The organism is Patulibacter defluvii (genome assembly GCF_034096925.1).
In the GTDB taxonomy this organism is placed as follows: Bacteria; Actinomycetota; Thermoleophilia; order Solirubrobacterales; family Solirubrobacteraceae; genus Patulibacter; species Patulibacter defluvii.
In genome coordinates this window covers 20271-43860 of record NZ_JAWZSQ010000008.1, presented here as the reverse complement: position 1 = coordinate 43860, position 23590 = coordinate 20271, and the positions used below count along the sequence as shown (strand labels likewise).

Sequence of the window (23590 nt, the reverse complement as noted above, 5' to 3'; positions counted from 1 at the left end):
CCGTTCTCCGCCAGCGGGCGCACGGCGGGCCGCCAGGCCGCACCTACCGTCGGTCCGGCATGAGCGTCACCATCGACCAGCCGACCGCTCCAGCCGCCGCCTCCCCCCGGGCCCGCGGCCGCTGGATCGACCAGTGGGACCCGGACGACGAGCGCTTCTGGGAGAGCTCCGGCCGCCGGATCGCGCGCCGTAACCTGGCCTTCTCGATCTTCGCCGAGCACATCGGCTTCTCGATCTGGGTGCTGTGGGCGGTGATCGCGATCAACCTCGGCAACGTCGGGATCGCGATGTCGCTGTCGGAGCTGTTCTGGCTGACGGCGATCCCGAACCTGGTCGGGTCGTTCCTGCGGATCCCCTACACCTTCGCCGTTCCCCGCTTCGGTGGCCGCGCCTGGACGCTCTTCAGCGCCGCGCTGCTGCTGATCCCGGCGCTGCTGCTGGCGATCGTCGTCCCCAGCGGCTGGCTCGCCGAGCAGTCCCACGACACCCAGTTCTGGGTCCTGCTGGCCTGCGCCGCGACGGCCGGCGTCGGCGGCGGCAACTTCAGCTCGTCGATGGCCAACATCTCGTACTTCTACCCCGAGAAGCACAAGGGCAAGGCGCTGGGGCTGAACGCCGCCGGCGGCAACCTCGGCGTCGCCGTCTCGCAGCTGGTGGTGCCGCTGGTGATCGTGATCGGCGTCCCCGCCGCCGCGGTCAAGGCGGCCGAGCACGAGGTCCACCTGGCCTACGCCGGGCTGATGTGGATCCCGCTGATCGTGATCGCGATGCTCGGCGCCTGGTTCCGGATGGACAGCCTCAGCCAGGCCCGCTCCGACCGCCGGTCCTACGTGCGGGCCGCCCGCCAGCCGCACGCGTGGATCATGTCGGTCCTCTACATCGGGACCTTCGGCAGCTTCATCGGCTACTCGTTCGCGCTGCCGCTGGTGATCAAGAACACCTTCCCGGAGTTCCTGGCCCGGCACCCGTTCATCGCCACCTACCTGGCCGGGCTCGGCTTCCTCGGGGCGCTGATCGGCTCGATCGCGCGGCCGCTCGGCGGCGTCCTCGCCGACCGGATCGGCGGCGCGAAGGTCACCCTCGTCTGCTTCGTCGGGATGGGCGCCTGCACGCTGCTGGCGATCGTCGGGGTCCAGCAGCACTCGTTCCCGCTCTTCTTCGGCGCCTTCTGCGTGATCTTCGCTCTCTCCGGAGCGGGCAACGGCTCGACCTACCGGATGATCCCGGCGATCTTCGCCACCCTCGGCCGCCGCGAGGGCGACGACGAGCGGACCCGCCTGAGCTTCAAGCGCCAGGCGGCGGCGGTGATCGGGATCGCCGGCGCGGTCGGGGCCTTCGGCGGCTTCCTGATCCAGGTCGTCTTCCGCCAGGCCAGCCTCGGGACCGTCCAGGAGATGAGCGCCGCCACCAAGGCGATCAGCGACAAGGCCGAGCTGGCCGCCGCCAAGGCCCAGATCGCCGCCCAGAACAGCGACTGGTCGATCCCCGCGCTCTGGGTCTTCCTCGCCGCCTACGCCGTCATGGCCCTGATGACCTGGGCCTTCTACCTCCGCCGCGCCTCGGCGACCGGCCGCGTGCCGAGCCTCGCCGAGGCCTCGGTCTGACCCCCGGGAGCGACATGACCACCACCATCGACATCCTCGTCGTCGGCGGCGGGATCGCCGGCCAGGCGGTCTGCGAGGCCGTCCGCGAGCGCGACCCCGAGCTGACGATCGCGATCGTCTGCGAGGAGCCGCGACTGCCCTTCGACCGCGTCTCGCTCTCCCACCTGCTGGTCGACGGGAAGGACCCGGAAGAGCTGCGGCTGCGGCCCGACGAGTGGTACGCCGACCAGCGGGTGACGACGATCGTCGGCGACCCGATCGCGCGGCTCGACCCCGACGCCGGCGTCGCCACGCTGCGCTCGGGCGGCGAGCTGCGGTTCCAGCGGGCCGTGCTCTGCACCGGCAGCGAGCCGTTGATGCCGCCGCTGCCGGGGATCGACCTGCCGGGCGTGATCGCCTTCCGCGGGCCGGAGGACTGCCAGACGATCCGCCGCGCCGCCGCCGACGGGACCGCGGTGGCGGTGATCGGCGGCGGGCTGCTGGGGCTGGAGGCGGCCTACGGCGTCGCCTCGCAGGGCGCCCCCGTGACCGTCGTCCACCTGCTGGACCGGCTGATGGAGCGGCAGCTCGACGAGCCGGCGGCCGAGCTGCTGGAGCCGGCCCTGCAGCAGCTCGGCGTGACCGTGCTGCTGGAGCGGCAGACGCGGCTGATCCTCGGTCCCGACCGCGCCCGCGGCCTCCGCTTCGCCGACGGCGAGCAGCTGGACTGCGGCCTGGTCGTGGTCGCGATCGGGATCCGCTCGCGGACCGACCTGGCCCAGGCGGCGGGGCTGGTCTGCGAGCGCGGGATCGTGGTCGACGACGCGATGACCACCTCGCACCCGCGGATCCTGGCCGTCGGCGAGTGCGCCCAGCACCGCGGCACCGTCTACGGGATCGTGGCCCCGATCCACGAGCAGGCCGAGGTGGCGGCGGAGACGCTGCTGGCGCTCGACGCGGCCGGGCCGGACGCGATCGTCGAGGGGCATCCGCGGCCCTACGAGGGCTCGATCCTGTCGGCGAAGCTGAAGGTGCTCGGGGTCGACGTGGTCTCGATCGGCGACGCCGACGCGCCCGGCGCGCGCGGTGGGGCGGGTCCGACGTCGCCGGCACCGGTCCACGCCACCTCGGCCGCCGTCCACGACCGGGTCGAGGGCGTCTACCGCAAGCTCGTGGTCCGCGAGGGGCGGCTGGTCGGCGCGGTGCTGATGGGCGACGTCCGCGGCCACGAGCTGCTGCTCGACGGGGTCAAGAACGGGCGCGCGGTCGACGACCCGCTGGAGCTGCTGGCCGAGGCGTCGCAGGCCTCCCCCGCCGACCTGCCCGACAGCGCCCAGATCTGCAACTGCAACGGGGTCTGCAAGGGCGAGATCGTCCGCGCGATCGGCGAGCACGGCCTCGGGTCGACCCAGGAGGTGGTGGCGACCACCCGCGCCGGCGCCGGCTGCGGCTCCTGCAAGCCGGCGGTGACCGAGCTGCTGCGGGTGGTCCGCGGCGGCCAGGTCGAGGAGGCGACCTACCTCTGCCCCTGCCGCAAGCAGACCCGCGAGCAGCTGGCCGCCGTCGCCCGCGAGCAGGGCTGCGCGTCGGTCAGCGAGCTGAGCGCCGCCTGCGGGGCCGGCCGCGACTGCGGCGCCTGCAAGCCGGGGCTGGCGTACCTGGTCTCCGAGGTCCACGACAACCAGCACCGCGAGGAGCGCCACGCCCGCTTCATCAACGACCGCGTCCACGGCAACATCCAGAAGGACGGCACCTTCTCGGTCGTCCCGCGGATGCGCGGCGGGGTCACGACGGCCGACGAGCTGCGGCGGATCGCCGACGTGGCCGACCGCTTCGACGTGCCCTGCGTGAAGGTCACCGGCGGCCAGCGGATCGACCTGCTGGGGATCCGGAAGGAGGACCTGCCGGCGGTCTGGGAGGCGCTCGACATGCCCTCCGGCTACGCCTACGCGAAGGCGGTGCGGACGGTCAAGACCTGCGTCGGCCAGGAGTTCTGCCGCTTCGGCCTCGGCCCGTCGATGCAGGCGGGGATCGAGCTGGAGGAGCTGGTCGAGGGCCTCTACACCCCGCACAAGGTGAAGCTGGCCGTCTCCGGCTGCCCGCGCAACTGCGCCGAGTCGCTGATCAAGGACATCGGGATCGTCGCGATCGAGGGCGGCTGGGAGATCTACGTCGGCGGCGGCGGGGCCGGCACGATCAAGAAGGGCGAGCTGCTGGCCCGCGTCGACAGCAAGGACGAGGTGCTGCGGCTGGCGGTGATCTTCCTCCAGTACTACCGCGAGCACGCCGAGTACCTGGAGCGGACGATGCCGTTCGTCGAGCGGGTCGGGCTGGAGACGATCCAGGCCACGGTCCTCGACGAGGCCTCCGGTGAGCCGGCGCGGCTGCTGGAGCGGTTCCGGATCGCCAAGGCGGCCTGCGACCCCGATCCCTGGAAGGAGCGGCGGGCGCCGGTCCACCCGAAGCAGTTCGCCGAGCTGGACAGCGACGCGGCGCCGATCGGCCCGCCCGAGGGCGGGGAGATCGAGGCCGAGCGGGCGGCGGCGACCGCGACCGCGCTGCGCCACCCCGCGCTCGCCATCACCCACGTCAGCGGCCGCCCGGCCGAGGAGCCGACCGATGCATGACCGCCTGCGCCCCGCCGACGCCGACCGCGTGCTGCTCGACGCCGGCTTCCTGCCGGTCGGCGCGGCGGCCGACGTGCCGCTGCTCGAGGGCCGGCGGGCGACCGTCGACGGCCACCGGATCGCCGTCTTCCGGCTGCCGGCCGGGTTCGCGGCGATCGACGCCGCCTGCCCCCACCGCGGCGGTCCGCTGCACGACGGGCTGGTGGCCGACGGCTGCGTCACCTGCCCGCTGCACGGCTGGCGGATCGACCTGGCCAGCGGCGCGATCGCCGGCCAGCCGCGGGAGGCCGTCGCCGTCCACGAGGTCACCGAGCGCGACGGGCTGCTCTACGTGCGGCTGGCGGCGGCGCCGGAGCGGTCGTGCGGCGCGGACTGCGACCACGAGCCGGCGCTCGACGGGACGGCGGTGGCGCGCGCGTGAGCGGCCGCGGCGAGCAGGTCGTCCGCACCGGCTGCCCGTACTGCGGGGTCGGCTGCGGGCTGCGGGCGACCGTCGCCGACGGGCGGCTGCTGGCGGTCGAGGGCGACCCCGAGCACCCGGTCAACCGCGGCCGCACCTGCGCCAAGCCGCTGGCCCTGCCGGCGGCGGTCCACGCCCGCGATCGCGCGTCGACGCCGCTGCGGCGCGAGCACCGCGACGGCCCGTGGTCGCCGCTCTCGTGGGACGACGCGATCGGCTGGGCGGCCGGCCGGCTGCGGGCGATCGTCGACGAGCACGGTCCCGGGGCGGTCGCCTTCTACGTCTCCGGCCAGCTGCTGACCGAGGACTACTACGCGGTCAACAAGCTGGCCAAGGGCTTCCTCGGCACCAACACCGTCGACTCCAACTCGCGGCTCTGCATGAGCTCGGCGGTGGCCGGCTACAAGGAGACGTTCGGCAGCGACGGCCCGTTGCCGACCTACGCCGACATCGACCGCAGCGACTGCCTGCTGCTGCTCGGGTCGAACACCGCCGCCTGCCATCCGATCGTCTGGCAGCGGATCCAGGACCGCCGGCGGTCCGGCGCCCAGGTGATCGTGATCGACCCGCGCACGACCACCACCGCCGCCGAGGCCGACCTGCACCTGCCGGTCCGGCCCGGCGGCGACGTCCCGCTGCTGCTCGGGATGCTGCACGCGATCGAGCGCGACGGGCTGCTCGACGACACCTACCTGGAGGCCCACACCGAGGGCTGGGAGGAGCTGCGGGCACAGGTCGCCGAGTGGCCGCCGGAGCGCGCGGCCGAGCGCAGCGGCGTGGCGGTCGAGCTGCTGGTCGACGCCGCCCACCGCTTCGCCGGGGCCGGGGCGGCGATGGCGCTGTGGACGATGGGCGCCAACCAGTCGCGGACCGGCACCGACAAGAACCGGGCGCTCCACGCGCTCTGCCTGGCGACCGGCCAGATCGGCCGGCCGGGCGCGGGGCCGCTCTCGCTGACCGGCCAGCCGAACGCGATGGGCGGGCGCGAGGTCGGCGGGCTGGCCTCGCTGCTGCCCGGCTACCGGACGGCGCTCGACCCGCGGGACCGGGCAGCGGTCGAGGCCTACTGGCAGCTGCCGGAGGACGCGGCCGGGATCTCGGCCGCGCCGGGGCTGGTGGCGACCGACCTGATCGACGCCCTCCACGAGGGGACGGTCAAGGCGGTCTGGGTGATCGCCACCAACCCGGCGGTCAGCCTGCCCGACGGGAGCAAGGCCCGCGAGGCGCTCGCGAAGGCCGAGCTGCTGGTCGTCCAGGACGCGTACCACCCCACCGAGACCAGCCACCTGGCCGACCTGGTGCTGCCGGCCGCCGCCTGGCCGGAGAAGGCCGGGACGATGACGAGCAGCGAGCGGCGGGTGACCCTGATGCGCCCGGCGCTGCCGCCCCACGGCGAGGCGCTGCCCGACTGGCAGATCATCGCCCGGCTGGGGCGCGCGCTCGGCTGGCCGGAGCAGTTCGCGTGGCGCGACGCCGCCGCGGTCCACGCCGAGTTCGTCGGCCTGACCGCGGGCCGGGTCTGCGACCAGAGCGGGATCAGCCACGGGCGGCTGGGCCGGCTCGGCGGCACGATCCAGTGGCCGTACTCGACCGCCGACGACGAGGCGACGCTGGCCGCGCTGCTCGACGGCGGCGACGGGCAGGCCAGCGGCGGCGGGCAGCTCTATCCCGACCAGCGGTTCGCGACCGCCAGCGGCCGCGCACGGCTCGGGCGGCTCGACGTCGGGGGCGTCCACGAGGACCCCGACGACGACCACCCGCTGCTGCTGACCAGCGGCCGGGTCGGCGGGCAGTGGCACACGATGACCCGCACCGGCAAGTCGCCGGAGCTGCTGGCCGCCGATCCCGAGCCGTTCGTCGAGCTGCACCCGCGGGACGCCCGCCGGGCCGGCGTCGGCGAGGGCGAGCGGGTGCGGCTGGTGTCGCGGCGCGGCAGCGCGATCGTGCGCGCGCGGATCGCGGCCAGCGCGGACGGCCGGCCGACGATCGCGCCGGGGGTGGCGTTCGCGCCCTTCCACTGGGGCGCGCTCCACGGCGCGCCCGGCAGCGGCCAGCTGAACGACCTGGCCCACGACGCGACCGACCCGGTCTCGCGCCAGCCGGAGCTGAAGGCGATGGCCGCGCGGGTCGAGCCGCTGGTGGCCGCGACCGCCGTCCGCCGCGACCGCCCGCGGCGCGAGCGGCTGGTGGTGATCGGCGGCGGGATGGCGTCGGTGGCGACGCTCGAGGCGGCGTTCGCCCACCGCGACTCCTCCGCCTGGGACACGACGCTGATCGTCGGCGAGCCCGACCTGCCCTACGACCGGGTGAAGGTCTCGACGCTCGTCCATCCCGATCCGCGCGAGGACGTCGTGCTGCGCCCGCGCGAGTGGTACGCCGCCCACGACGTCGACCTGCGGCTGGGGACCTGGGTCGACCGGCTCGACCCGCAGGCGCGCGAGGTGGTGCTGCGCGGCGGCGAGCGGATCGGCTACGACCAGGCGGTGATCGCGACCGGGTCGAAGCCGGCGATGCCGCCGATCCTGGGGCTCGACCTGCCCGGCGTGGTGCCGTTCCGGACCCGCGACGACGCCGCCCAGCTGAACCGGCTGGTCCGCCGCGGGGCGATGGTGACGGTGATCGGCGGCGGGCTGCTGGGGCTGGAGGCGGCGGCCGGCCTGGCCGCGCACGGGGCCTCGGTGACGATCGTCCACATCGCCGACCGGCTGATGGAACGGCAGCTCGACCGCGGCGCGGCACGGCTGCTGGAGCGGCGGATCCGCGACCTCGGGATCCAGCTGCTGTTCGCCAAGCAGACCGAGCGGATCGTGGGCACGACCGCGGTCACGGGCGTCCGCTTCGCCGACGGCGACGAGCTGGCGACCGACCTGGTGGTGGTGGCGACCGGGATCCGACCGGAGATCGGCGTCGGGCTCCGCTCGGGGCTGCGCTGCGACCACGCGATCCTGGTCGACGACGAGCTGCGGACCAGCGCGCCCGGGGTCTGGGCGGTCGGCGAGTGCGCCCAGCACCGCGGGATCGTCTACGGCCTCTGGCCGCCGATCGCCGCCCAGGCGCGGACGGCCGGGGCGACCCTGGCCGGGGTGCCGGCGGGCTACCAGGGCAGCCCGCTGGCGACGACGCTGAAGATCGTCGGGATCGACCTCTTCGCCTGCGGCAAGCCGTGGTCGAACAGCGACGACGACGAGATCGAGGAGCTGATGTCGATCGACACCCGCCGCGGCCTCTACCGGCGGCTGGCGCTGCGCGAAGGGCGGCTGGCCGGTGCGGTGCTGCTCGGCGACCTCGACCTGGCGGCGCCGCTGACCGAGCTGGCCGACGGCGGCGCGGCGGTCCCCGACGACCTGCTCGACGCCCTCGTCGGCGGTCCCGGCGCCCCCCGCCCGGTGCCCGACGAGCAGCTGGTCTGCGCCTGCAACCAGGTGCGGGCGGGGGCGATACGGGGCGCGATCGACGACGGCGCCGAGAGCGTCGAGGCGATCCGCGCCCGGACCGGCGCGACCGGCGGCTGCGGCGGCTGCGCCAGCCGGGTCGGGGCGCTGCTGGAGGCGCGCCGGGCGGCGGTGGCGGCGGGGGGCTGAGCCGGTCGGCGTCCCCCCGCCACGCGGTCAGGGCTTCGCGGCCACGACCGGGTCCAGCGGGTTGCCGGGCTCGATCGTCGAGCAGGTGTCCGGCGGCCGCTTGCCCTCGAGGCGGTCCGCCATCCACCGGCTCGCTTCCTTCCACCAGAGCGGCATCGCGCTGAGGTGGCTGAGGCTGTCGTACTGCTGGTACTCGATCGGCAGGCCCTTCTCGCAGTAGCGCCGGGCGAGGCTGCGGACGTCGCCCGCGACCATGACGCCGTCGCCGGCTCCGATCCCCGGCTTGCCGCCCGGCGTGCCCTCGAGGCCGCCGTTCGCCGCCTGGCCGATGAACAGCGGGATCGTCGGGGTGCCGCCCGTCCCCATGATCAGCTTGTTGACGACCTCGACGAAGACCGGCACCGATTCGGGGTTCGCGTACTCCGGCTTGGCGAGGGTCTTCCAGCTCAGGCCCGGGTACTGGGCGAGCACGTTGACGATCGAGGCGTCCTTCAGCTTCTCGTAGAGGCGACGGCCCTCGTCGCTCAGGTAGGGCGCCAGGTCGACCTGGAACGAGCGCGCGATGCCGATGATCGCCATCGGGATCACGCCCGCCCACCCCAGGCTGCCGTCGACGTACCGCAGGTTGCGCGCCGGGTTGACGAAGACGCCGCCGATCGCCGCGCCGGCCAGTCGCCGGTTGACGTCGGGGGCGTAGGTCGGCGCCAGCTCGGCCGCCCACTCGCTGGCGATCGCCCCGCCCGAGTAGCCGAACAGGCCGACCTTGGCCTCGGGATCGAGGCCCACCTCCTCGGCGTTGAACGCCGCCCGGATGCCGTCGAGCGTGTGCTTGCCGTACTCGGGTCCGGCCGCGAAGTTGGCCGCCTGGCCCTCGGTGTCCGGGATCGCCACCGTGAAGCCGGCGAGCAGGAACGGCGCCACCATCCCCGCCTCCAGGTTCGCGATCGACCCGCCCCAGGTGCGGCCGCCGGCGATCGCGTAGGACGGCTGGTCGTTCGGGTTGAGCGAGTCGTAGGCCGACTGGAAGGAGACCAGCGTGTCGCGCGGGTGCGAATAGCCGCGCACGATCGAGGTCGCGTCGACCGTCGGCTGGCCGAGCTGCCCGGTCGACCGGTACAGCACCTGGACCGCCGTTAGCGGGAGCGGCAGCCCGAAGACGTGGTACGGGACGGTGCGCGTCCGCAGGACCGTCCCGGGCTCGATCTCGGCCAACGGCTTGGCGCCGTCGTAGACGTAGAACGGGTCCTCGGCGGGCGGCGGCACCGCCCGCGCGTCCGCCACCATGCCCAGGGCGACCACCAGGGTCACCATCAACGCCGCGATCGCTCGTCGCAGCAGGCGGCCGTCGACCGACGGCCGCTCCTCATGCAGTACCACTGTCCTCGCTCCTCCGGGTGGTGCGCCGCGGGGGTCGCGGCGCGGTGCTTCGGGAAGCCAGGAATAGCGGCCGCGATCGGCGCCCCGCCGGACATCGAACGAACGTCGAGCGGGTCGCGCCGCTGCCGGGACGGCCAACCCGTCGACACCTCGTTGCAACATCGGGCCAACATCGAACCGGCCCGTCTGGCCTACCCTGGACGGGGAGGATGCTCGACACGCTGACGCCGATCCCCGAAGCTCCGCGCACGATCGAGATGCGCGACGAACACGACCTGGCCCCCGGGGCCGGGGCCGCGCTGCTCCACGCCGGCTACCGGATCGTCGGCGCCGCCGCCGACGTGCCGCTGCTCGAGGGGCGGCGGGCGATCGTCGACGGCCGCGCGGTCTCGGTCTACCGGCTGCGGCACGGGTTCGCCGCGATCGAGGGCTCCTGCCCCCACCCGCACAGCCCCGGCTACGCCGGCCTCGTCGCCGACCGGCGGGCGGTCTGCCCGGTCCACGGCTGGCAGGTCGACCTGGACAGCGGCGAGCCGACCACCGGCCACGACCACGCGGTCGCCGTCCACCAGGTGGCGGAGCGGGACGGGCTGCTCTACGTGCGGCTCGCCGGCTGAGCCTGGCTGAGGCGCGGCCGGCGGGCTCAGGCGCCGCCGTAGGCGACCACCAGGTCGGTGGCGATCCCGGCCAGGAAGCCGACGCCCAGCAGGTAGAGCCCCAGCTCGGCGTGGCCGAGCCGCCGGACCCCGGCCCAGATCTCGCCGATCACGTAGAGGATCGCGCCGCCGGCGACGGCCAGGAACAGCAGCTCGAGCGCGTCGCTGTGGACCTGGTACCCGAGCATCGTGCCGAGCAGGGTCGGGCCGCCGCCGACCAGGCCGGCCAGCCCCAGCCAGCGCCAGCTCGGGCGGACGCCGCCGAGCGGGCCGACGATCCCCAGGCCCTCGGTGGCGTTGTGGAGCGCGAAGCCGACGATCAGGACGGTCGCCAGCGCCACCTCGCCGGCGCGGGCCGAGACGCCGATCGCCAGCCCCTCGGCGAAGTTGTGGATCCCGATCGCGACGGCGATCGTCATCGCGGTCGCCAGCGCCTGCCGCTCGGCCGCCGCCCGTCCCGGCTCGGGCGCCGTCGCCGCCGCGCCGGCCTCGGCCCGCGCCACCGGCTGCGCGCCCGCGAGCGGCGGCAGCGAGGGCCGGCGCCCCCGCCAGCGCTGGAGGGTGGCGATGCCGCCGGTGCCGGCCAGGACCCCGACCGCCAGCAGCGCGAAGAGCCCGATCACCGGCCACAGCGAGGCGCCGTCGTCCTTGAACGCGTCGAGCCGCGCCTCCAGCAGCTCGAGCGCCCCGGCGCCGACGTCCATGAAGATGAAGGCCAGGATCCCGGCGGCCAGCATCGAGAGGCCGACGCGGAGGGCCGGCGCGACCCGCGGGGCGCGTCCCAGCGGCAGGCCGAGGAAGATCGTGCCGCCGGCGACGGCGCCGAGCAGCGAGGTGTGGGCGAACGTCACGACAGGGGCTCCGGATCGAGGGCCGGGGCACTGTAGTACGGGTACCCGAACTTTGGCGGACGCTGGCGTTCCCCCGCTCGTTCGCTGGCGCGCCGCCGCCGATCGCGCCGCGTCGGCGCGCTTCCGGCGCGTCCCCGTTCTCATCCGCGGGCCTGTGCGGCCCGCGTCTCAGCGGCGCAGCAGCCGGATCGCGTGGGTCAGGATCGGCTCCAGGACCGGCCGCGCCTCGGCCGCCGCCTTCGGGGTCCCGGGCAGGTTGACCACCAGCGTCCGGCCGCGGACCGCGGCGACCGCGCGCGAGAGTGGCCAGGCGTGGGTGTGCTCGCGCGAGGCCAGCCGCAGCGCCTCGGCGATCCCGGGCGCGATCCGCTCGCAGGCCTGGAGCGTCGCCTCGGGCGTCACGTCGTCGACCGTCATCCCGGTGCCGCCGGCGGTCAGGACCAGGTCGACGGCTAGCTCGTCGGCGAAGGCGACCAGGCGGGCGGCGATCGCCTCGCGGTCGTCGGCGACCCGCTCGGCGACCGCGACCTGGACCCCGAGCGCCGCCGCCAGCTCCCGCAGGGCGACGCTGCCCGGGTCGTCGGCCGGGCCGTCGGCGCGCGAGCTGCTGACGGTCAGCAGCGCCGCCCGCACCGGCGGATCGAGCGGCCGCGGGGCGTCGCGGGGGCCGGCGGCGGGGCCGGTCGCCGGGGCCTCCTCGGGACCCCACGGCGCCGGCCCGTCGAAGTCACCGCTGCGGCCACCGCTCTTGTGGACCAGCGTGACCGGGCCGACGGCGACGCCGCGCTCGACGCCCTTGACCATGTCGTAGACGTTGACCGCGGCGATCAGGGCGGCGGTCATCGCCTCGATCTCGACCCCGGTCCGGCCGACCGTGCGGGCCTCGGCCTCGATCCGGACCTGGCCCGCCGCCGGCACCACCCGGGCCTGGACGTCGACCTTCGTCAGCGGCAGCGGATGGGCCAGCGGCACCAGGTCCGGCACCCGCTTGGCCGCCATCGTGCCCGCCAGCCGCGCCGTCCCGAGCACGTCGCCCTTCGGCAGGTCGCCGCGGCGGACCAGCTCGGCCGTCTCCGGGCTCATCGTCACCAGCGCCGCCGCCACCGCCCGCCGCGCGGTCACCTGCTTCTCGCCGACGTCGACCATCGTCGCGCCGCCGTCCTCGCGCAGGTGCGGCAGCAGTCCCAGCGGCTCGCGCGGGGCCGGCGCGTCGGCGTGCAGCGCCGCAGCGGCCGCGTCGTCGAGCGCCGGCTCGGCGGGCGCCACCGGCTCGGCCGTCGGCAGCGTCCCCGCCACCCACGTCCGCTGCTCGCCGGCGACCTCCTGCTTCCAGATCGGCGCCTCGGCCTTGATCCGGTCCAGCGCCTGACGCGCCGCCGCGAACGCCTCGCCGCGATGCGGGGCCGAGACCGCCACCACCACCGCCGCCTCCGGCCACGGCACCGCGCCGACCCGGTGCTCGGCCGCGATCGCGCAGACCCCGTGGGCGGCCGCGACCTCGGCCACGATCGCCGCCATCCGCTCCTCGGCCATCCGCTCGTGGGCCTCGTAGTCCAGCTGCGGGACGTCGCGCGGGGTCCCGGCGAAGGTCACGATCGCGCCCGCCGCCGGCCGCGCCACCCGCGCGTACAGGCCCGCCTGGTCCAGCGGCTCGGCCCGCACCGCCACGTGCCGGTCGGGATCGGGATCGACCACGGGCGCGCCGCCGCTGACCGGCGGGATCAGCGCCACCTCGTCCCCGTCCGCCAGCCGCGTCGCCGTCGCCGCGTACTCGCGGTTGACCGCCAGCGCCACCTGGTCGGTCTCCGCCGGCGCCGCCACCCCGCGCGCCGCCCAGACCGCGTCCCACGCGTCGCCCGCCGTCGCGCCGACCGGCAGCGTCACCGCCACCCGGTCGACCCCGGCCGCCTCGCGCAGCGCCGCGAACAGCCGCACCTCGACCCGGATCCGCTCCTCGCTCATCGCCGCCATTCTGGCGGACCGCGCTCAGCCGTCGGCCGGCGGCTCGCGAAGGATCCCGCGCAGGACCTCGAGCGCGCGGTCGCGGTGCGCGTGCAGCTCGGCCACCAGCCGGTCGCCGTCGCGGGCCTCGATCGCCGCCACGATCCGGTCGTGGGCGTCGACCGAGCGGTCGCGCTCGGCCGGGTCGTTGTAGTAGAGCGCCCGGTAGGCCTCGGTCCGGTCCCAGAGCAGCGCCAGCACCCGCAGCGTGTGCGGCTGGTCGGGCGCGTCGAGCAGCCCGAAGTGGAAGCGGCGGTTGGCCTCCAGCTCGGCCGCGATGTCGCCGGCCGCGGCGGCGTTGACGCAATCGGCCGCCGCCGCCCGGATCCGGACCAGGTCGTCGCCGTCGAGGCCCGGCAGCGCGTGGCGGGCGGCCCGCTCCTCGAGCAGGCCGCGGAGGGCGTAGATCTCCTCCAGGTCGGCGATCCGCAGCTCGGTCACGAAGTAGCCGCGGCGGGGCAGGTAGGTCACCTGCCCCTCCTGCTCCAGCACCCGCAGCGCCTCGCGGACCGGCGCCACCGAGACCCCGATCTCGGCCGCGACGTCCTCCTGGTTGACCCGCTGCCCCGGCCGCAGGCCGCCGGTGACGATCGCCAGCCGCAGCCACGCGACGGCGTGCTCCTGCGTGGTCCCGGGGATCGTCGGCGGCGTCATCTGGCAGGCAGGGTATTCGGGACGGCGGCGTCGACCGGCCGCCGCCGGCTACTGGTAGTCGTAGAGGCCGTGGCCCGTCTTGCGGCCCAGCCGCCCGGCGGCCACCAGCCGCTGGAGCAGCGCCGGCGGCGCGAACAGCTGCTCGCGCTGCTCGGCGTAGAGCGTCTCGGCGATCCCGATCACCGTGTCGAGGCCGATCAGGTCGGCCAGGGCCAGCGGACCCATCGGATGGGCGCAGCCCTTGACCATGCCCTCGTCGATGTCCTTGGCGCTGGCCAGGCCCTGCTCCAGCATCCGGATCGCCGACAGCAGGTACGGGATCAGCAGCGTGTTGACGGTGAACCCGGCCCGGTCGGGGGCGCGGATCGGGTCCTTCTTCAGCACGTCGACCGCGAACTGCCAGGTGCGGTCGACGACCGCCTGGTCGGTCAGCAGCGAGGGCACGACCTCGACCAGCGACAGCACCGGCACCGGGTTGAAGAAGTGCAGCCCGAGGACGTTGCCGCTGCGGTCGCCGACCGCCGCCCCCAGCTCGACGATCGGGATCGAGGAGGTGTTCGAGGCCAGGATCGCGTCGCGGTCCTCGACCACCTCGGCCAGCCGCTGGACGACGTCGATCTTCGCGTCCTTGCGCTCGACGACGGCCTCGACCACCAGCTGGCGGTCGGCCAGGTCGTCGAAGGTGGCGGTCGCCCGCAGCCGTCCGAGCGCGGCGGCGGCGTCCTCCTCGCTGACCTTGCCGCGCTTGACCCCGCGGGCGATCGAGCTCTCGATCCGCGTGCGGGCCGCCGTGGCCCGCGCGTCGTCGACCTCGACGATCACGACGTCGCAGCCGTTGCGCGCGGCGACCTCGGCGATGCCGGTGCCCATCTGGCCGCCGCCGACGACGCCGATCCGGCTGGGGTGGGTGGTCTCGCTCATCTGTCGGGGGCTCCTCGGTAGGCAGGGGTCGGTTCGATCATCGCCCGCCGACGGGCCGGGGAGCGTGTGACGGCGACACGTTCCCCCCGGTCGTCGGAAGTCCGAAAGTCCCGCGGCGGACGATCGCGCCGATCAGCGGAAGGCCGGGATCCCGGTCAGCGCGTGGCCGATCACCAGCGAGTGGACGTCGGCCGTGCCCTCGTAGGTGACGACCGACTCGAGGTTGTTCATGTGCCGGATCACCGGGTACTCGAGCGTGATGCCGTTGCCGCCGAGCACCTGGCGGGCGGTGCGGGCGACGTCGAGCGCGGCGTTGACGTTGCCGAGCTTGCCCATCGAGACGTGCTCCGAGCGCAGCGTGCCGGCGTCCTTCATCCGGCCCAGGTGCAGCGCCAGCAGCGTGCCGCGGTTGACCTCGAGCGCCATGTTGGCCAGCTTCTGCTGCTGGATCTGGAACGAGGCGATCGGCTTGTCGAACTGGATCCGGCTGCCGGCGTAGTCGAGCGCGGCCTCGAAGCAGGCGCGGGCGGCGCCGATCGCGCCCCAGACGATCCCGTAGCGGGCCTCGTTGAGGCACGAGAGCGGGCCGCGCAGCGAGGCGACCTCGGGCAGCACCGCGTCGGCCGGCAGGCGGACGTCGTCCATCACCAGCTCGCTGGTGACCGAGGCCCGCAGCGAGAGCTTCTTGTGGATCTCCGGCGCGCTGAAGCCGGGGGTGTCGGTCGGGACGACGAAGCCGCGGATCCGGTCGTCGTCGGTGCAGCGGGCCCAGACCACGGCGACGTCGGCGATCGTGCCGTTGGTGATCCACATCTTCTGGCCGTGGAGGATCCAGTCGTCGCCGTCGCGGCGGGCGGTGGTCCGCATCGAGCCGGGGTCGGAGCCGGAGTCGGGCTCGGTCAGGCCGAAGCAGCCGATCGCCTCGCCGGCGGCCATCCGCGGCAGCCACTCCTGCTTCTGCTCCTCGGAGCCCCAGCGCCAGATCGCGAACATCGCCAGCGAGCCCTGGACCGAGACCATCGAGCGGATGCCGCTGTCGCCGGCCTCCAGCTCCAGGCAGGCGATGCCGTAGGCGGTCGCGCTGGTGCCGGCGCAGCCGTAGCCCTCCAGGTGCATGCCGAGCACGCCGAGCTTGCCCAGCTCCGGGAACAGCTCCTTGGGCGCGGTGCCCCGCTCGAACCAGTCGCCGACCTCGGGAACGACCTTGTCGCCGACGAAGGCGCGAACGGCGTCGCGGATCGCCCGCTCCTCGTCGGACAGCAGCGCGTCGACGTTCAGGTAGTCGGTCGGCTGGAGAGCGGGCAGGGCGGTCGTGCTGGCGGTCATCGGGGAGCTCCTCAAGAAATCTTCGAAGATCGAAGGTTAGGCGTTCAGGACGGTCGGCGCAAGCGTCGGCGGTCAGCGCGGACGGACGTAGACGGTCTTCGTGACGGTGAAGAACTCGCGCGCGGCCATCCCCTGCTCGCGGTTCATCGAGCTGGAGCCCTTGACGCCGCCGAAGGGCAGGTGCGGCTCGACGCCGGCCGTCTCGCGGTTGACGTGGACCAGCCCCGAGCGGGTGCCGCGGGCGAACCGCAGCGCCGTCGCCAGGTCGCGGGTGAAGACCGCCGACGAGAGCCCGAACTCGGTGTCGTTGGCGCGGGCCAGGGCGTCGTCGAAGCCGTCGACCGGAGTCACGCAGACGACCGGGCCGAAGATCTCCTCCCGGACCAGCGGGTGGTCGTCGGCGACGTCGGTGAGGACCGTCGGCTGGACCCAGTGGCCGCCGTCGGCGCGACCCTCGCCCTTCCAGGCGCCGCCGTCGCCGTCACCGATCAGGTCGCCGCCGCAGGCGATCGTGGCACCGCCCTCGCGGGCCAGGGCCAGGTAGCCGCCGACCGTCTCGCGCTGCTCCTGCGAGGCCAGCGGGCCGATGTCGGTCGCCGGGTCGCGGGGGTCGCCGACGGCGAACGCCCGCACCCGCTCGACCAGCCCGGCGACGAACGCATCGTGGATACCGCGCTCGACGTAGACCCGGCTGGTGGCGGTGCAGCGCTGGCCGGTCTGGAGCATCGCGCCGCGGGCGATCTGCTCGATCGCGTCCGGCAGGTCGGCGTCGGCGAGCACGATCGCCGGGTTCTTGCCGCCCAGCTCCAGCTGCAGCTTCGTCGTCCGGTCGGCCAGCGCCGCCCGCAGCCGCAGGCCGACCCCGACCGAGCCGGTGAAGGTCAGCGCGGCCAGCGCCGGGTCCTTGGTCAGCGGCTCCGACAGCTCACGGCCGGAGCCGGTGACGAGGTTGAGGACGCCGTCCGGCAGGCCGGCGTCGGCCAGCAGCCGGGCCAGCAGCACGGCCGAGCCGGAGGCCGCCTCGGCCGGCTTCCAGACCACCGCGTTGCCGTAGGCCAGCGCCGGGGCGATCTTCCAGAGCGGGATCGCGACCGGGAAGTTCCAGGGCGTGATCGCGCCGACCACGCCGACCGGCTCGGCGAGGGTCAGCAGCAGCGTCGCGGGATCGGCGCCGTCGTAGGTCTCGCCCGAGGCCTGCAGCACCGCGCCGGCGTGGAAGCGGAGGATCGCCGCCCCGCGCAGGACCTCGCCGCGGGCGTCGCGGTGGGCCTTGCCGATGTCGCCGATCAGGGCCGCGGTCGCCTCGTCGACGCGCTCCTCCAGCAGCTCGGCGGCGCGGCGCAGGATCGCCTCGCGCTCGGTCGCGGCGCGGCCGGCCCAGTCGGCCTGGGCGCGGGCGGCCGCGGCGTAGGCGTCGGCGACGTCGGCCGCGGTCGCGCGGGCGTAGCGGCCGGTCGAGCGCGACGGATCGGCCGGGTCGACCCGCTCGTAATGCTCGGCCGCGTCCCGCCACTGGCCGTCGATCAGCAGGGTCGCTCCCTGCGCGGTGGTGGTGCTCATCGCTCGCTCCTCCGGGCTGCCGGTCCGCACGTTCGTCCCAACCGTACCCGATTTTCTTCGAAGATCTATAATCGATCATCATGCCGGCCGCGCTCGACGACCTGGTGATCCTCGACTTCTCCCGCGTGCTCGCCGGGCCGCTGGCGACGATGGTCCTCGCCGACCTCGGCGCGACCGTGATCAAGGTCGAGCGTCCGCCGAAGGGCGAGGGCGATCCGGGCGGCGACGACACCCGCTCCTGGGGCCCGCCGCACGACGCCGACGGGGTCGCCACCTACTTCCTCTCGGTCAACCGCAACAAGCGCAGCGTGGTGCTCGACCTGCGCGATCCGCGCGACCTGGCGCGGGCCAAGGCGCTGGTGGCGAGCGCCGACGCCGTGGTCGAGAACTTCCGCCCCGGCGTGATGGAGCGGCTGGGCCTGGGCTACGCGCAGCTGGCCGCCGAGCACCCGGGGCTCGTCTACTGCTCGATCACCGGCTTCGGCCGCGGCGGCGGCGCCGCGATGCCCGGCTACGACCTGCTGGTGCAGGCGGTCGGGGGCCTGATGAGCGTCACCGGCAGCCCCGACGGCGAGCCGCAGAAGGTCGGCGTCGCGCTGGTCGACGTGATCTGCGGCCTCTTCGCGGCGACCGGCGTGCTCGCCGCGCTGCGCCACCGCGAGCGGACCGGCGAGGGCCAGCGGGTCGAGGTCGACCTGCTCTCCTCGCTGCTGGCGGCGCTGGTCAACCAGGCCTCGGCGGTGACCGCCGGCGGCGCGACCCCGCAGCGGATGGGCAACGCCCACCCCTCGATCTCGCCCTACGAGCTGTACCCGGCCCAGGGCGGCGAGCTGGTGATCGCCTGCGGCAACGACCGCCAGTTCGCCGCCCTCTGCCGTGTCTGCGGGCTCGAGCGGCTGGCCGAGGACCCCGACTTCGCCACCAACACCGCGCGGGTGGCCAACCGCGAGCGGCTGCGCGAGGCGCTGGTGGCCGCGCTCGCCGACCGCACGCCGGCGGCCTGGGCCCGCGAGCTGCTCGACGCCGGGGTCCCGGCCGGCGAGGTCAACGACATCGCCGGCGCGATCGACCTGGCCCGCTCGCTCGGCATGGACCCGACGGTCGCCCTGCCCCGCTCCGACGGCTCGACGGTCGAGCTGGTCCGCAACCCGATCTGGCTCTCCGCCACTCCGGCCAGCTACCGCAGCGCGCCGCCGGCGCTCGGGGAGTACTAGCGCCGCCGGACCCCGCCGCGCACGACCTCGACGATCTCGGCGACCGCGGTCCCGGGACCGAAGACCGCGTCGACCCCGAGCGCCCGCAGCGGCGCCACGTCGCGCTCGGGGATCGTGCCGCCGACGGCGACCAGCACGTCGTCGGCGCCCTCGGCGGCCAGCAGCTCGACCACCCGCGGGACCAGCGTCATGTGGGCGCCGGAGAGGATCGAGAGGCCGACCGCCTGGGCGTCCTCCTGGACGACGGTCGCGACGATCTGCTCCGGGGTCTGGTGGAGCCCGGTGTAGATCACCTCCATCCCGGCGTCGCGCAGCGCGCGGGCGATCACCTTCGCCCCGCGGTCGTGGCCGTCGAGCCCGGGCTTGGCGACGACCACGCGGATCGCCGCCGGGGTCGCCTCGGCGCTGCTCACGCGAAGACCGTGCGGCTCTGCTCGCGCGAGAACTGCTGCAGGTACCAGGGGCCGAAGCCGCCCTTCCCGGTCGAGCCGCTCGCCTTCCAGCCCGACATCGTCTGGCTGCCGGGCCAGACGCCGGTGGTCGCGCCACCGGGGTTGTTGACGAAGACGATCCCGGCCTCGATCTCGTCCAGGAACCGCGCCCGCTCGCCCTCGTCCTCGCTGAAGACGCCGGCGGCCAGGCCGTAGCGGACCGCGTTCGCTTCCCGCAGGGCGGCGTCCAGGTCGGGCACCCGCACCACCGACAGGACCGGCAGGAACAGCTCCTCGCGGGTCAGCTCGTGGCCGGCCGGCAGCCCGTCGACGACGGTCAGGTCGACGAAGTGGCCGCCCTCGCCGGTGCCGCCGCCGGTCACCACCCGGCCGTCGGCGCGGGCCGCCGCGACCGCGCGCGAGAAGCGCTCGACCGACGGCCGGCCGACGACCGGGCCGGTGAAGGCGGCGCGGTCGAGCGGGTCGCCGACGACCAGCGCCTCGGCCTCGGCCCGCAGCCGCTCGACGAACTCGTCGTGGACCGCGTCGACCACCACCGCCCGCGAGCAGGCGTTGCACTTCTGGCCCGACATCCCGAAGGCCGACCGCGCGACCGCCTTCGCGGCCACGGCGAGGTCGGCGCTGGCGGTCACGATCCCCGGGTTCTTGCCGCCCATCTCGGCGATCACCGGCCGCGCGTAGGGCGGCCGGTGCAGCCGCGCCAGCAGGTCGAGGCCGACCGCGGCCGAGCCGGTGAAGGCCAGCCCGTCGATCTCGGCCTCGCTCAGCGCGGCGCCGGTCTCGCCGTCGCCGTGGACCAGGTTCAGCAGCCCCTCGGGCAGCTCCAGGCGGTCGAAGAGGGCGACGAACGCGGCCCCGCAGGCGGGGGTCAGGGCCGACGGCTTGAAGACCACCGCGTTGCCGGCCGCGAGCGCCGCGGCGACCATCGCGAACGGGATCGCCAGCGGGAAGTTGAAGGGCGCGATCACGCCGAAGACGCCGAACGGCCGCAGCACCACCTCGGCCCGCGAACCGGCCGATGGCGCCACGTGCGGGACCGCGTAGCCGTGCGACTGCTCCGCCTGGCGGGCGAAGAGGTCGACGATCGCCACGCACTCGTCGACCTCGGCCAGCGCGTCGGCGCGGGTCTTGCCGGTCTCCAGCGAGGCCAGCGCCGCGAGCGGGATCCGCTGGTCGGCGATCGCCTCGCGGACCCGCTGCAGCAGCCGGGCGCGCTCGACGTAGTCGCGCCGGCCCCACGCCGGCTGGGCGGCGCGGGCCGCGGCGACGGCGCGGGCGACGGTCGCGGCATCGGCGGCTGGAGCACTGGCCACGACCCGCGCCGGGTCGACCGGGTCGGTCCGCTCGAAGCGGACGCCGTCGCCGACCTCGACCCCGCCGATCCGGTGGGCGAGGGTCAGCGGATCGCGCTGGCGGAGGCCGCGCAGGGCCTCCTCGAACGCGAGGCCGTCGGCGTCGCTGCCGCTCTCGCTGTAGACGGTGGCGTAGGTGATGGCGGGCACCGGAGGCGCTCCTTCGCAGGCGGGGAAACGGGGTCGCGGCCACTCTGCCCGCGGGCCCGGGCCGCGGCAATTGGTCCCGGTTCCCAACCCGCCGGCGGCGGTTGTGTCGCGAGGGCAGCGCCGTCAGCCGGCGACGGTGGCGGCCAGCGCCAGCAGCCGCCGGTCGGCCCCGCGGCGGCCGATCAGCTGGACGGCGACCGGCAGCCCGCGCTCGTCGGCGCCGGCGGGGACCGTCACCGCCGGCAGGCCCGCGACGTTGACCGCGACCGTCTCCCGCAGCAGCGCGGCGACCGTCGCGACCGGCGCGCCGCCGAGCGTCGTCCAGCCGTCCTCGGCCCGCGGAACCGCCGGCATCGGGACCGTCGGCGTCAGCAGCGCGTCGACCCCGGCGAGGGCCGCCGCGAAGGCCCGGCGGGCGGCCGCGCGGCCCGCGGTCAGCGCCGCCGCGTAGGCCTCCGCCGTGACCCCGCCGCCGGCCTGCTGGGCCGCGTAGTAGGGCGCGACGTCGGCGCCGAGCAGGCCGATCGCCTCGTCGATCGGCGGGCCGCCCTGGCGCGCCAGCTCGGCGACCAGCGCCGCGTGGGCGTCGACGGTCACCAGCGCCAGCTCGGCGGCGGCGGCCTCCTCGGTCGCGACCGGCGCCACCCGGCGGACCGTCGCCCCGGCGGCCCGCAGCGCCGCCGCGGTCCGCTCGACCGCCGCGACCACCGCCGGGTGCTCGTCGCCGCGCGGCGCCGCCACCGCCACCCGCCAGGCGCGCGCGGGCGGCGGCCGGAACGACCGCGCCGCCAGCGTCTCCAGCAGCGGCTCCAGGTCGGCGACCGCGGCGGCGATCGGCCCGACCGTGTCGAGCGCGCGGGCCAGCGGCAGCACGCCGGCGGTCGCCACCGCGCCGAAGGTCGGCTTCAGCCCGGCCACGCCGCAGAGCGCCGCCGGTACCCGGATCGAGCCGCCGGTGTCGGTGCCGAGCGCCGCCGCGCAGAGGCCGGCCGCGACCGCCACCGCGCTGCCGCCGCTCGACCCGCCGGCGATCCGCTCGCGGTCGTGGGGGTTGCGGACCGTCGCCAGCGGCCCGCCGGTGGTGGTCGCGCCGAAGGCCAGCTCGTGCATCCGGGTGGTGCCGAGCACGATCGCCCCGGCCGCCCGCAGCCGCGCGACCGCGGGCGCGTCGGCCGGCGCCCGCCAGCCGCTCGCGGCCAGCGCCGCCGAGCCGGCGACCAGCGGCAGCCCGGCGACCTCGACGTTGTCCTTGATCGCCACCGGCAGCCCGTGCAGCGGCCCGCGGGGACCGTCGCGGCGGCGCTCGCGGTCGAGCCGCTCGGCCTGCTCGCGGGCCCGCTCGTCGTCGACCACGGCGTAGGCGCCGAGGTCGTCGAGCGCCCGGATCCGGTCGAGGTAGCCGTCGACCAGCTCGCGCGAGGAGAGCGCGCCGGCGGCCAGCCGCGCGCCGAGATCGGCGAGCGTCGCGCCCGCCAGCTCGGCGTGCGGCGCGGCCCCGGCCGGCTCGGCGTCACGGTCGCTCAGCACGGGCCGACCGTAGCGACCGCGGCGACGGCGGCGGCGACCCGCTCGACCAGCGCGTCGACCACCGCCTCGTCCATCGGGGTCGAGAGCGCCAGCAGCGCGTTCGGGGTCAGCAGCGCCCCGCGCTCGTAGGCCGCCCACCAGACCGCCAGCTGCCGCGCGCGCTGGTCCTCGCCCGCGGGCGCGAACGGCCGCAGCAGCGAGCCGGCTCCACGGACGCTCCAGCCGTGGGGCGCGATCGCCGCCGCCAGCGCCGTCCGCGCGCGCTCGCCGAGCCGGTCGAGGCGCGCGATCGCGGCCGCGTCGAAGCGTTCGAGGGTGGCGATCCCGGCCGCCATCGTGACCGGGTTGGCGGTCATCGTGCCGCCGTGCTCGAGGCCGTCCGGCCGCCGCGGGTCGAGCTCGCCCATCACCGCCGCCGGGCCGGCGACCGCGCCGACCGGGAGCCCGCCGCCGATCGCCTTGCCGAGCGTGACGAGGTCGGGCCGGACGCCCCGCAGCGGCGCCAGGCCGCCGGGGCCGAGCCGGAAGCTGACCACCTCGTCGACCACCAGCAACGCCCCGGTCGCCGCCCGCGCCCGCTCCAGCAGCGCCAGCGCCTCGTCGCCGATCGGGCGCAGGCCGGCGCGGTTCGGCAGCAGGTCGACGAGGATCGCGGCCAGCCGCTCGCCGTGGCGCTCGACCGCGGCGGCGATCGCGTCGAGGTCGTCGGCGTCGACCACCAGCGTCTGCTCGCGGACCGCCGCCGGCACCCCGCGCGACGAGCGCGGGCCGCCGGCCGGCAGCACCGGGTCGGCGGTCCCGTGGTAGGCGCCGCGGACCACCAGCACCGCGTCGCGGCCGCGGTGGGCGCGGGCGATCCGCAGCGCCAGCATCACCGCCTCGGTGCCGGAGTTGGCGTAGCGGACCTGCTCGACGCCGGGGATCCGCTCGCGCAGCAGCTCGGCGTGGCGGCGCTCGGCCGCGTGCGGCAGGCCGAACGAGGCGCCGGCGGCCAGCGCCTCGCCCGCCGCGGCGACCACCGCCGGCTCGGCGTGGCCGAGCACCAGCGTCGTGAAGTTGCCGTTGGCGTCCAGCAGCTCGCGGCCGTCCTGGTCCCAGACCCGGCAGCCGGCGCCGCGGACCGCCGACGGCGACCACGGCCCGACGGCGAGGGTCGAGCGGCCGAACCCGCCCGGCAGGACGTCGACCGGCGGCGCGGCGTCGGCGCCGGGTCGGAGGGTCGGGACGGGGTCGGACGTGCTCACGCGCGGAGTCTGGGCCGCGGCCCCGGCGGCCCGCCATGCCGCCCGGCCACGAAC

At 75.8% G+C, this 23590-nt stretch carries 17 protein-coding genes; 6 read left to right on the top strand and 11 right to left on the bottom strand.

Features of this window, described 5'->3' with window-relative positions:
* The first annotated feature begins 59 nt into the window (after window positions 1–59).
* The 4 genes from SH587_RS10330 to SH587_RS10315 are packed head-to-tail and all read left to right on the top strand — an operon-like array spanning window position 60 to window position 8251.
* Window positions 60–1604, top strand: coding sequence for an MFS transporter (locus SH587_RS10330; RefSeq protein ID WP_320670523.1), 1545 nt, complete (start codon window positions 60–62; stop codon window positions 1602–1604).
* A gap of 14 nt (window positions 1605–1618) precedes the next feature.
* Window positions 1619–4210 (top strand): nitrite reductase large subunit NirB, encoded by a 2592-nt coding sequence (nirB, locus tag SH587_RS10325; RefSeq protein ID WP_320670522.1) that lies wholly within the window; start codon window positions 1619–1621, stop codon window positions 4208–4210.
* Window positions 4203–4631: a Rieske (2Fe-2S) protein gene (locus SH587_RS10320; protein WP_320670521.1), complete on the top strand. Its 429-nt coding sequence runs from the start codon at window positions 4203–4205 to the stop codon at window positions 4629–4631. The genes nirB and SH587_RS10320 overlap by 8 nt, the downstream gene beginning before the upstream one ends.
* A complete protein-coding gene (locus SH587_RS10315; RefSeq protein ID WP_320670520.1) occupies window positions 4628–8251 on the top strand; it encodes a molybdopterin-dependent oxidoreductase in 3624 nt (1207 codons plus the stop codon). Before SH587_RS10320 ends, SH587_RS10315 begins: the two co-directional genes overlap by 4 nt.
* Window positions 8252–8278: 27 nt before the next feature.
* Here the strand turns inward: SH587_RS10315 and SH587_RS10310 are convergent, their stop codons facing one another.
* The gene (locus SH587_RS10310; protein ID WP_320670519.1) at window positions 8279–9628 is read right to left on the bottom strand and encodes a lipase family protein; all 1350 of its coding nucleotides are present in this window, start codon (window positions 9626–9628) and stop codon (window positions 8279–8281) included.
* Between the two features lie 209 nt (window positions 9629–9837).
* On the opposite strand from SH587_RS10310, the gene SH587_RS10305 reads away from it, so the two are divergent.
* Window positions 9838–10245 (top strand): Rieske (2Fe-2S) protein, encoded by a 408-nt coding sequence (locus SH587_RS10305; RefSeq protein ID WP_320670518.1) that lies wholly within the window; start codon window positions 9838–9840, stop codon window positions 10243–10245.
* A 26-nt stretch (window positions 10246–10271) separates the two neighbouring features.
* Here SH587_RS10305 and SH587_RS10300 read toward each other — a convergent pair whose 3' ends face one another.
* The 6 genes from SH587_RS10300 to SH587_RS10275 all read right to left on the bottom strand — a co-directional run bounded on the left by SH587_RS10300 (window position 10272) and on the right by SH587_RS10275 (window position 17597).
* Window positions 10272–11135, bottom strand: a complete 864-nt coding sequence (locus tag SH587_RS10300; protein ID WP_320670517.1) for a ZIP family metal transporter — start codon at window positions 11133–11135, stop codon at window positions 10272–10274.
* A gap of 168 nt (window positions 11136–11303) precedes the next feature.
* Window positions 11304–13097: a cyclic pyranopterin monophosphate synthase MoaC gene (gene moaC / locus SH587_RS10295; protein ID WP_320670516.1), complete on the bottom strand. Its 1794-nt coding sequence runs from the start codon at window positions 13095–13097 to the stop codon at window positions 11304–11306.
* 24 nt (window positions 13098–13121) lie between these two features.
* Window positions 13122–13790, bottom strand: coding sequence for a GntR family transcriptional regulator (locus tag SH587_RS10290; RefSeq protein ID WP_320670515.1), 669 nt, complete (start codon window positions 13788–13790; stop codon window positions 13122–13124).
* 48 nt (window positions 13791–13838) lie between these two features.
* On the bottom strand, window positions 13839–14711 hold the full coding sequence (locus SH587_RS10285; protein ID WP_320670514.1) for a 3-hydroxybutyryl-CoA dehydrogenase: 873 nt from the start codon (window positions 14709–14711) through the stop codon (window positions 13839–13841).
* 132 nt (window positions 14712–14843) lie between these two features.
* Window positions 14844–16037, bottom strand: coding sequence for an acyl-CoA dehydrogenase family protein (locus SH587_RS10280; protein WP_320670513.1), 1194 nt, complete (start codon window positions 16035–16037; stop codon window positions 14844–14846).
* A 72-nt stretch (window positions 16038–16109) separates the two neighbouring features.
* Window positions 16110–17597 (bottom strand): aldehyde dehydrogenase family protein, encoded by a 1488-nt coding sequence (locus tag SH587_RS10275; RefSeq protein ID WP_320670512.1) that lies wholly within the window; start codon window positions 17595–17597, stop codon window positions 16110–16112.
* Between the two features lie 80 nt (window positions 17598–17677).
* Between SH587_RS10275 and SH587_RS10270 the strand changes: the two genes are divergently transcribed.
* On the top strand, window positions 17678–18811 hold the full coding sequence (locus SH587_RS10270) for a CaiB/BaiF CoA transferase family protein (protein ID WP_320670511.1): 1134 nt from the start codon (window positions 17678–17680) through the stop codon (window positions 18809–18811).
* Here SH587_RS10270 and icmB read toward each other — a convergent pair.
* The 4 genes from icmB to SH587_RS10250 form a co-directional block, all read right to left on the bottom strand.
* Window positions 18808–19224, bottom strand: a complete 417-nt coding sequence (gene icmB / locus SH587_RS10265) for a coenzyme B12-dependent isobutyryl CoA mutase small subunit (protein ID WP_320670510.1) — start codon at window positions 19222–19224, stop codon at window positions 18808–18810. The genes SH587_RS10270 and icmB overlap by 4 nt on opposite strands.
* A complete protein-coding gene (locus tag SH587_RS10260; protein WP_320670509.1) occupies window positions 19221–20765 on the bottom strand; it encodes an aldehyde dehydrogenase family protein in 1545 nt (514 codons plus the stop codon). Before SH587_RS10260 ends, icmB begins: the two co-directional genes overlap by 4 nt.
* Before the next feature lie 123 nt (window positions 20766–20888).
* Complete coding sequence (locus tag SH587_RS10255; RefSeq protein WP_320670508.1) at window positions 20889–22292, bottom strand: amidase; 1404 nt, start codon at window positions 22290–22292, stop codon at window positions 20889–20891.
* Window positions 22286–23536 carry an aminotransferase class III-fold pyridoxal phosphate-dependent enzyme gene (locus SH587_RS10250; protein ID WP_320670507.1) on the bottom strand — a complete coding sequence of 417 codons (1251 nt, stop codon included), beginning with the start codon at window positions 23534–23536 and terminating at the stop codon, window positions 22286–22288. The genes SH587_RS10255 and SH587_RS10250 overlap by 7 nt, the downstream gene beginning before the upstream one ends.
* Window positions 23537–23590: the final 54 nt, after the last annotated feature.

Excerpts from the sequence above, each read along its gene's own strand:
- SH587_RS10280 (WP_320670513.1), bottom strand. The coding sequence starts at position 16,037 with ATGACCGCCAGCACGACCGCCCTGCCCGCTCTCCAGCCGACCGACTAC.
- SH587_RS10290 (WP_320670515.1), bottom strand. The coding sequence starts at position 13,790 with ATGACGCCGCCGACGATCCCCGGGACCACGCAGGAGCACGCCGTCGCG.
- moaC (WP_320670516.1), bottom strand. The coding sequence starts at position 13,097 with ATGAGCGAGGAGCGGATCCGGGTCGAGGTGCGGCTGTTCGCGGCGCTG.
- SH587_RS10275 (WP_320670512.1), bottom strand. The coding sequence starts at position 17,597 with ATGAGCACCACCACCGCGCAGGGAGCGACCCTGCTGATCGACGGCCAG.
- SH587_RS10320 (WP_320670521.1), top strand. The coding sequence starts at position 4,203 with ATGCATGACCGCCTGCGCCCCGCCGACGCCGACCGCGTGCTGCTCGAC.
- nirB (WP_320670522.1), top strand. The coding sequence starts at position 1,619 with ATGACCACCACCATCGACATCCTCGTCGTCGGCGGCGGGATCGCCGGC.
- SH587_RS10330 (WP_320670523.1), top strand. The coding sequence starts at position 60 with ATGAGCGTCACCATCGACCAGCCGACCGCTCCAGCCGCCGCCTCCCCC.
- SH587_RS10305 (WP_320670518.1), top strand. The coding sequence starts at position 9,838 with ATGCTCGACACGCTGACGCCGATCCCCGAAGCTCCGCGCACGATCGAG.
- SH587_RS10285 (WP_320670514.1), bottom strand. The coding sequence starts at position 14,711 with ATGAGCGAGACCACCCACCCCAGCCGGATCGGCGTCGTCGGCGGCGGC.
- SH587_RS10270 (WP_320670511.1), top strand. The coding sequence starts at position 17,678 with ATGCCGGCCGCGCTCGACGACCTGGTGATCCTCGACTTCTCCCGCGTG.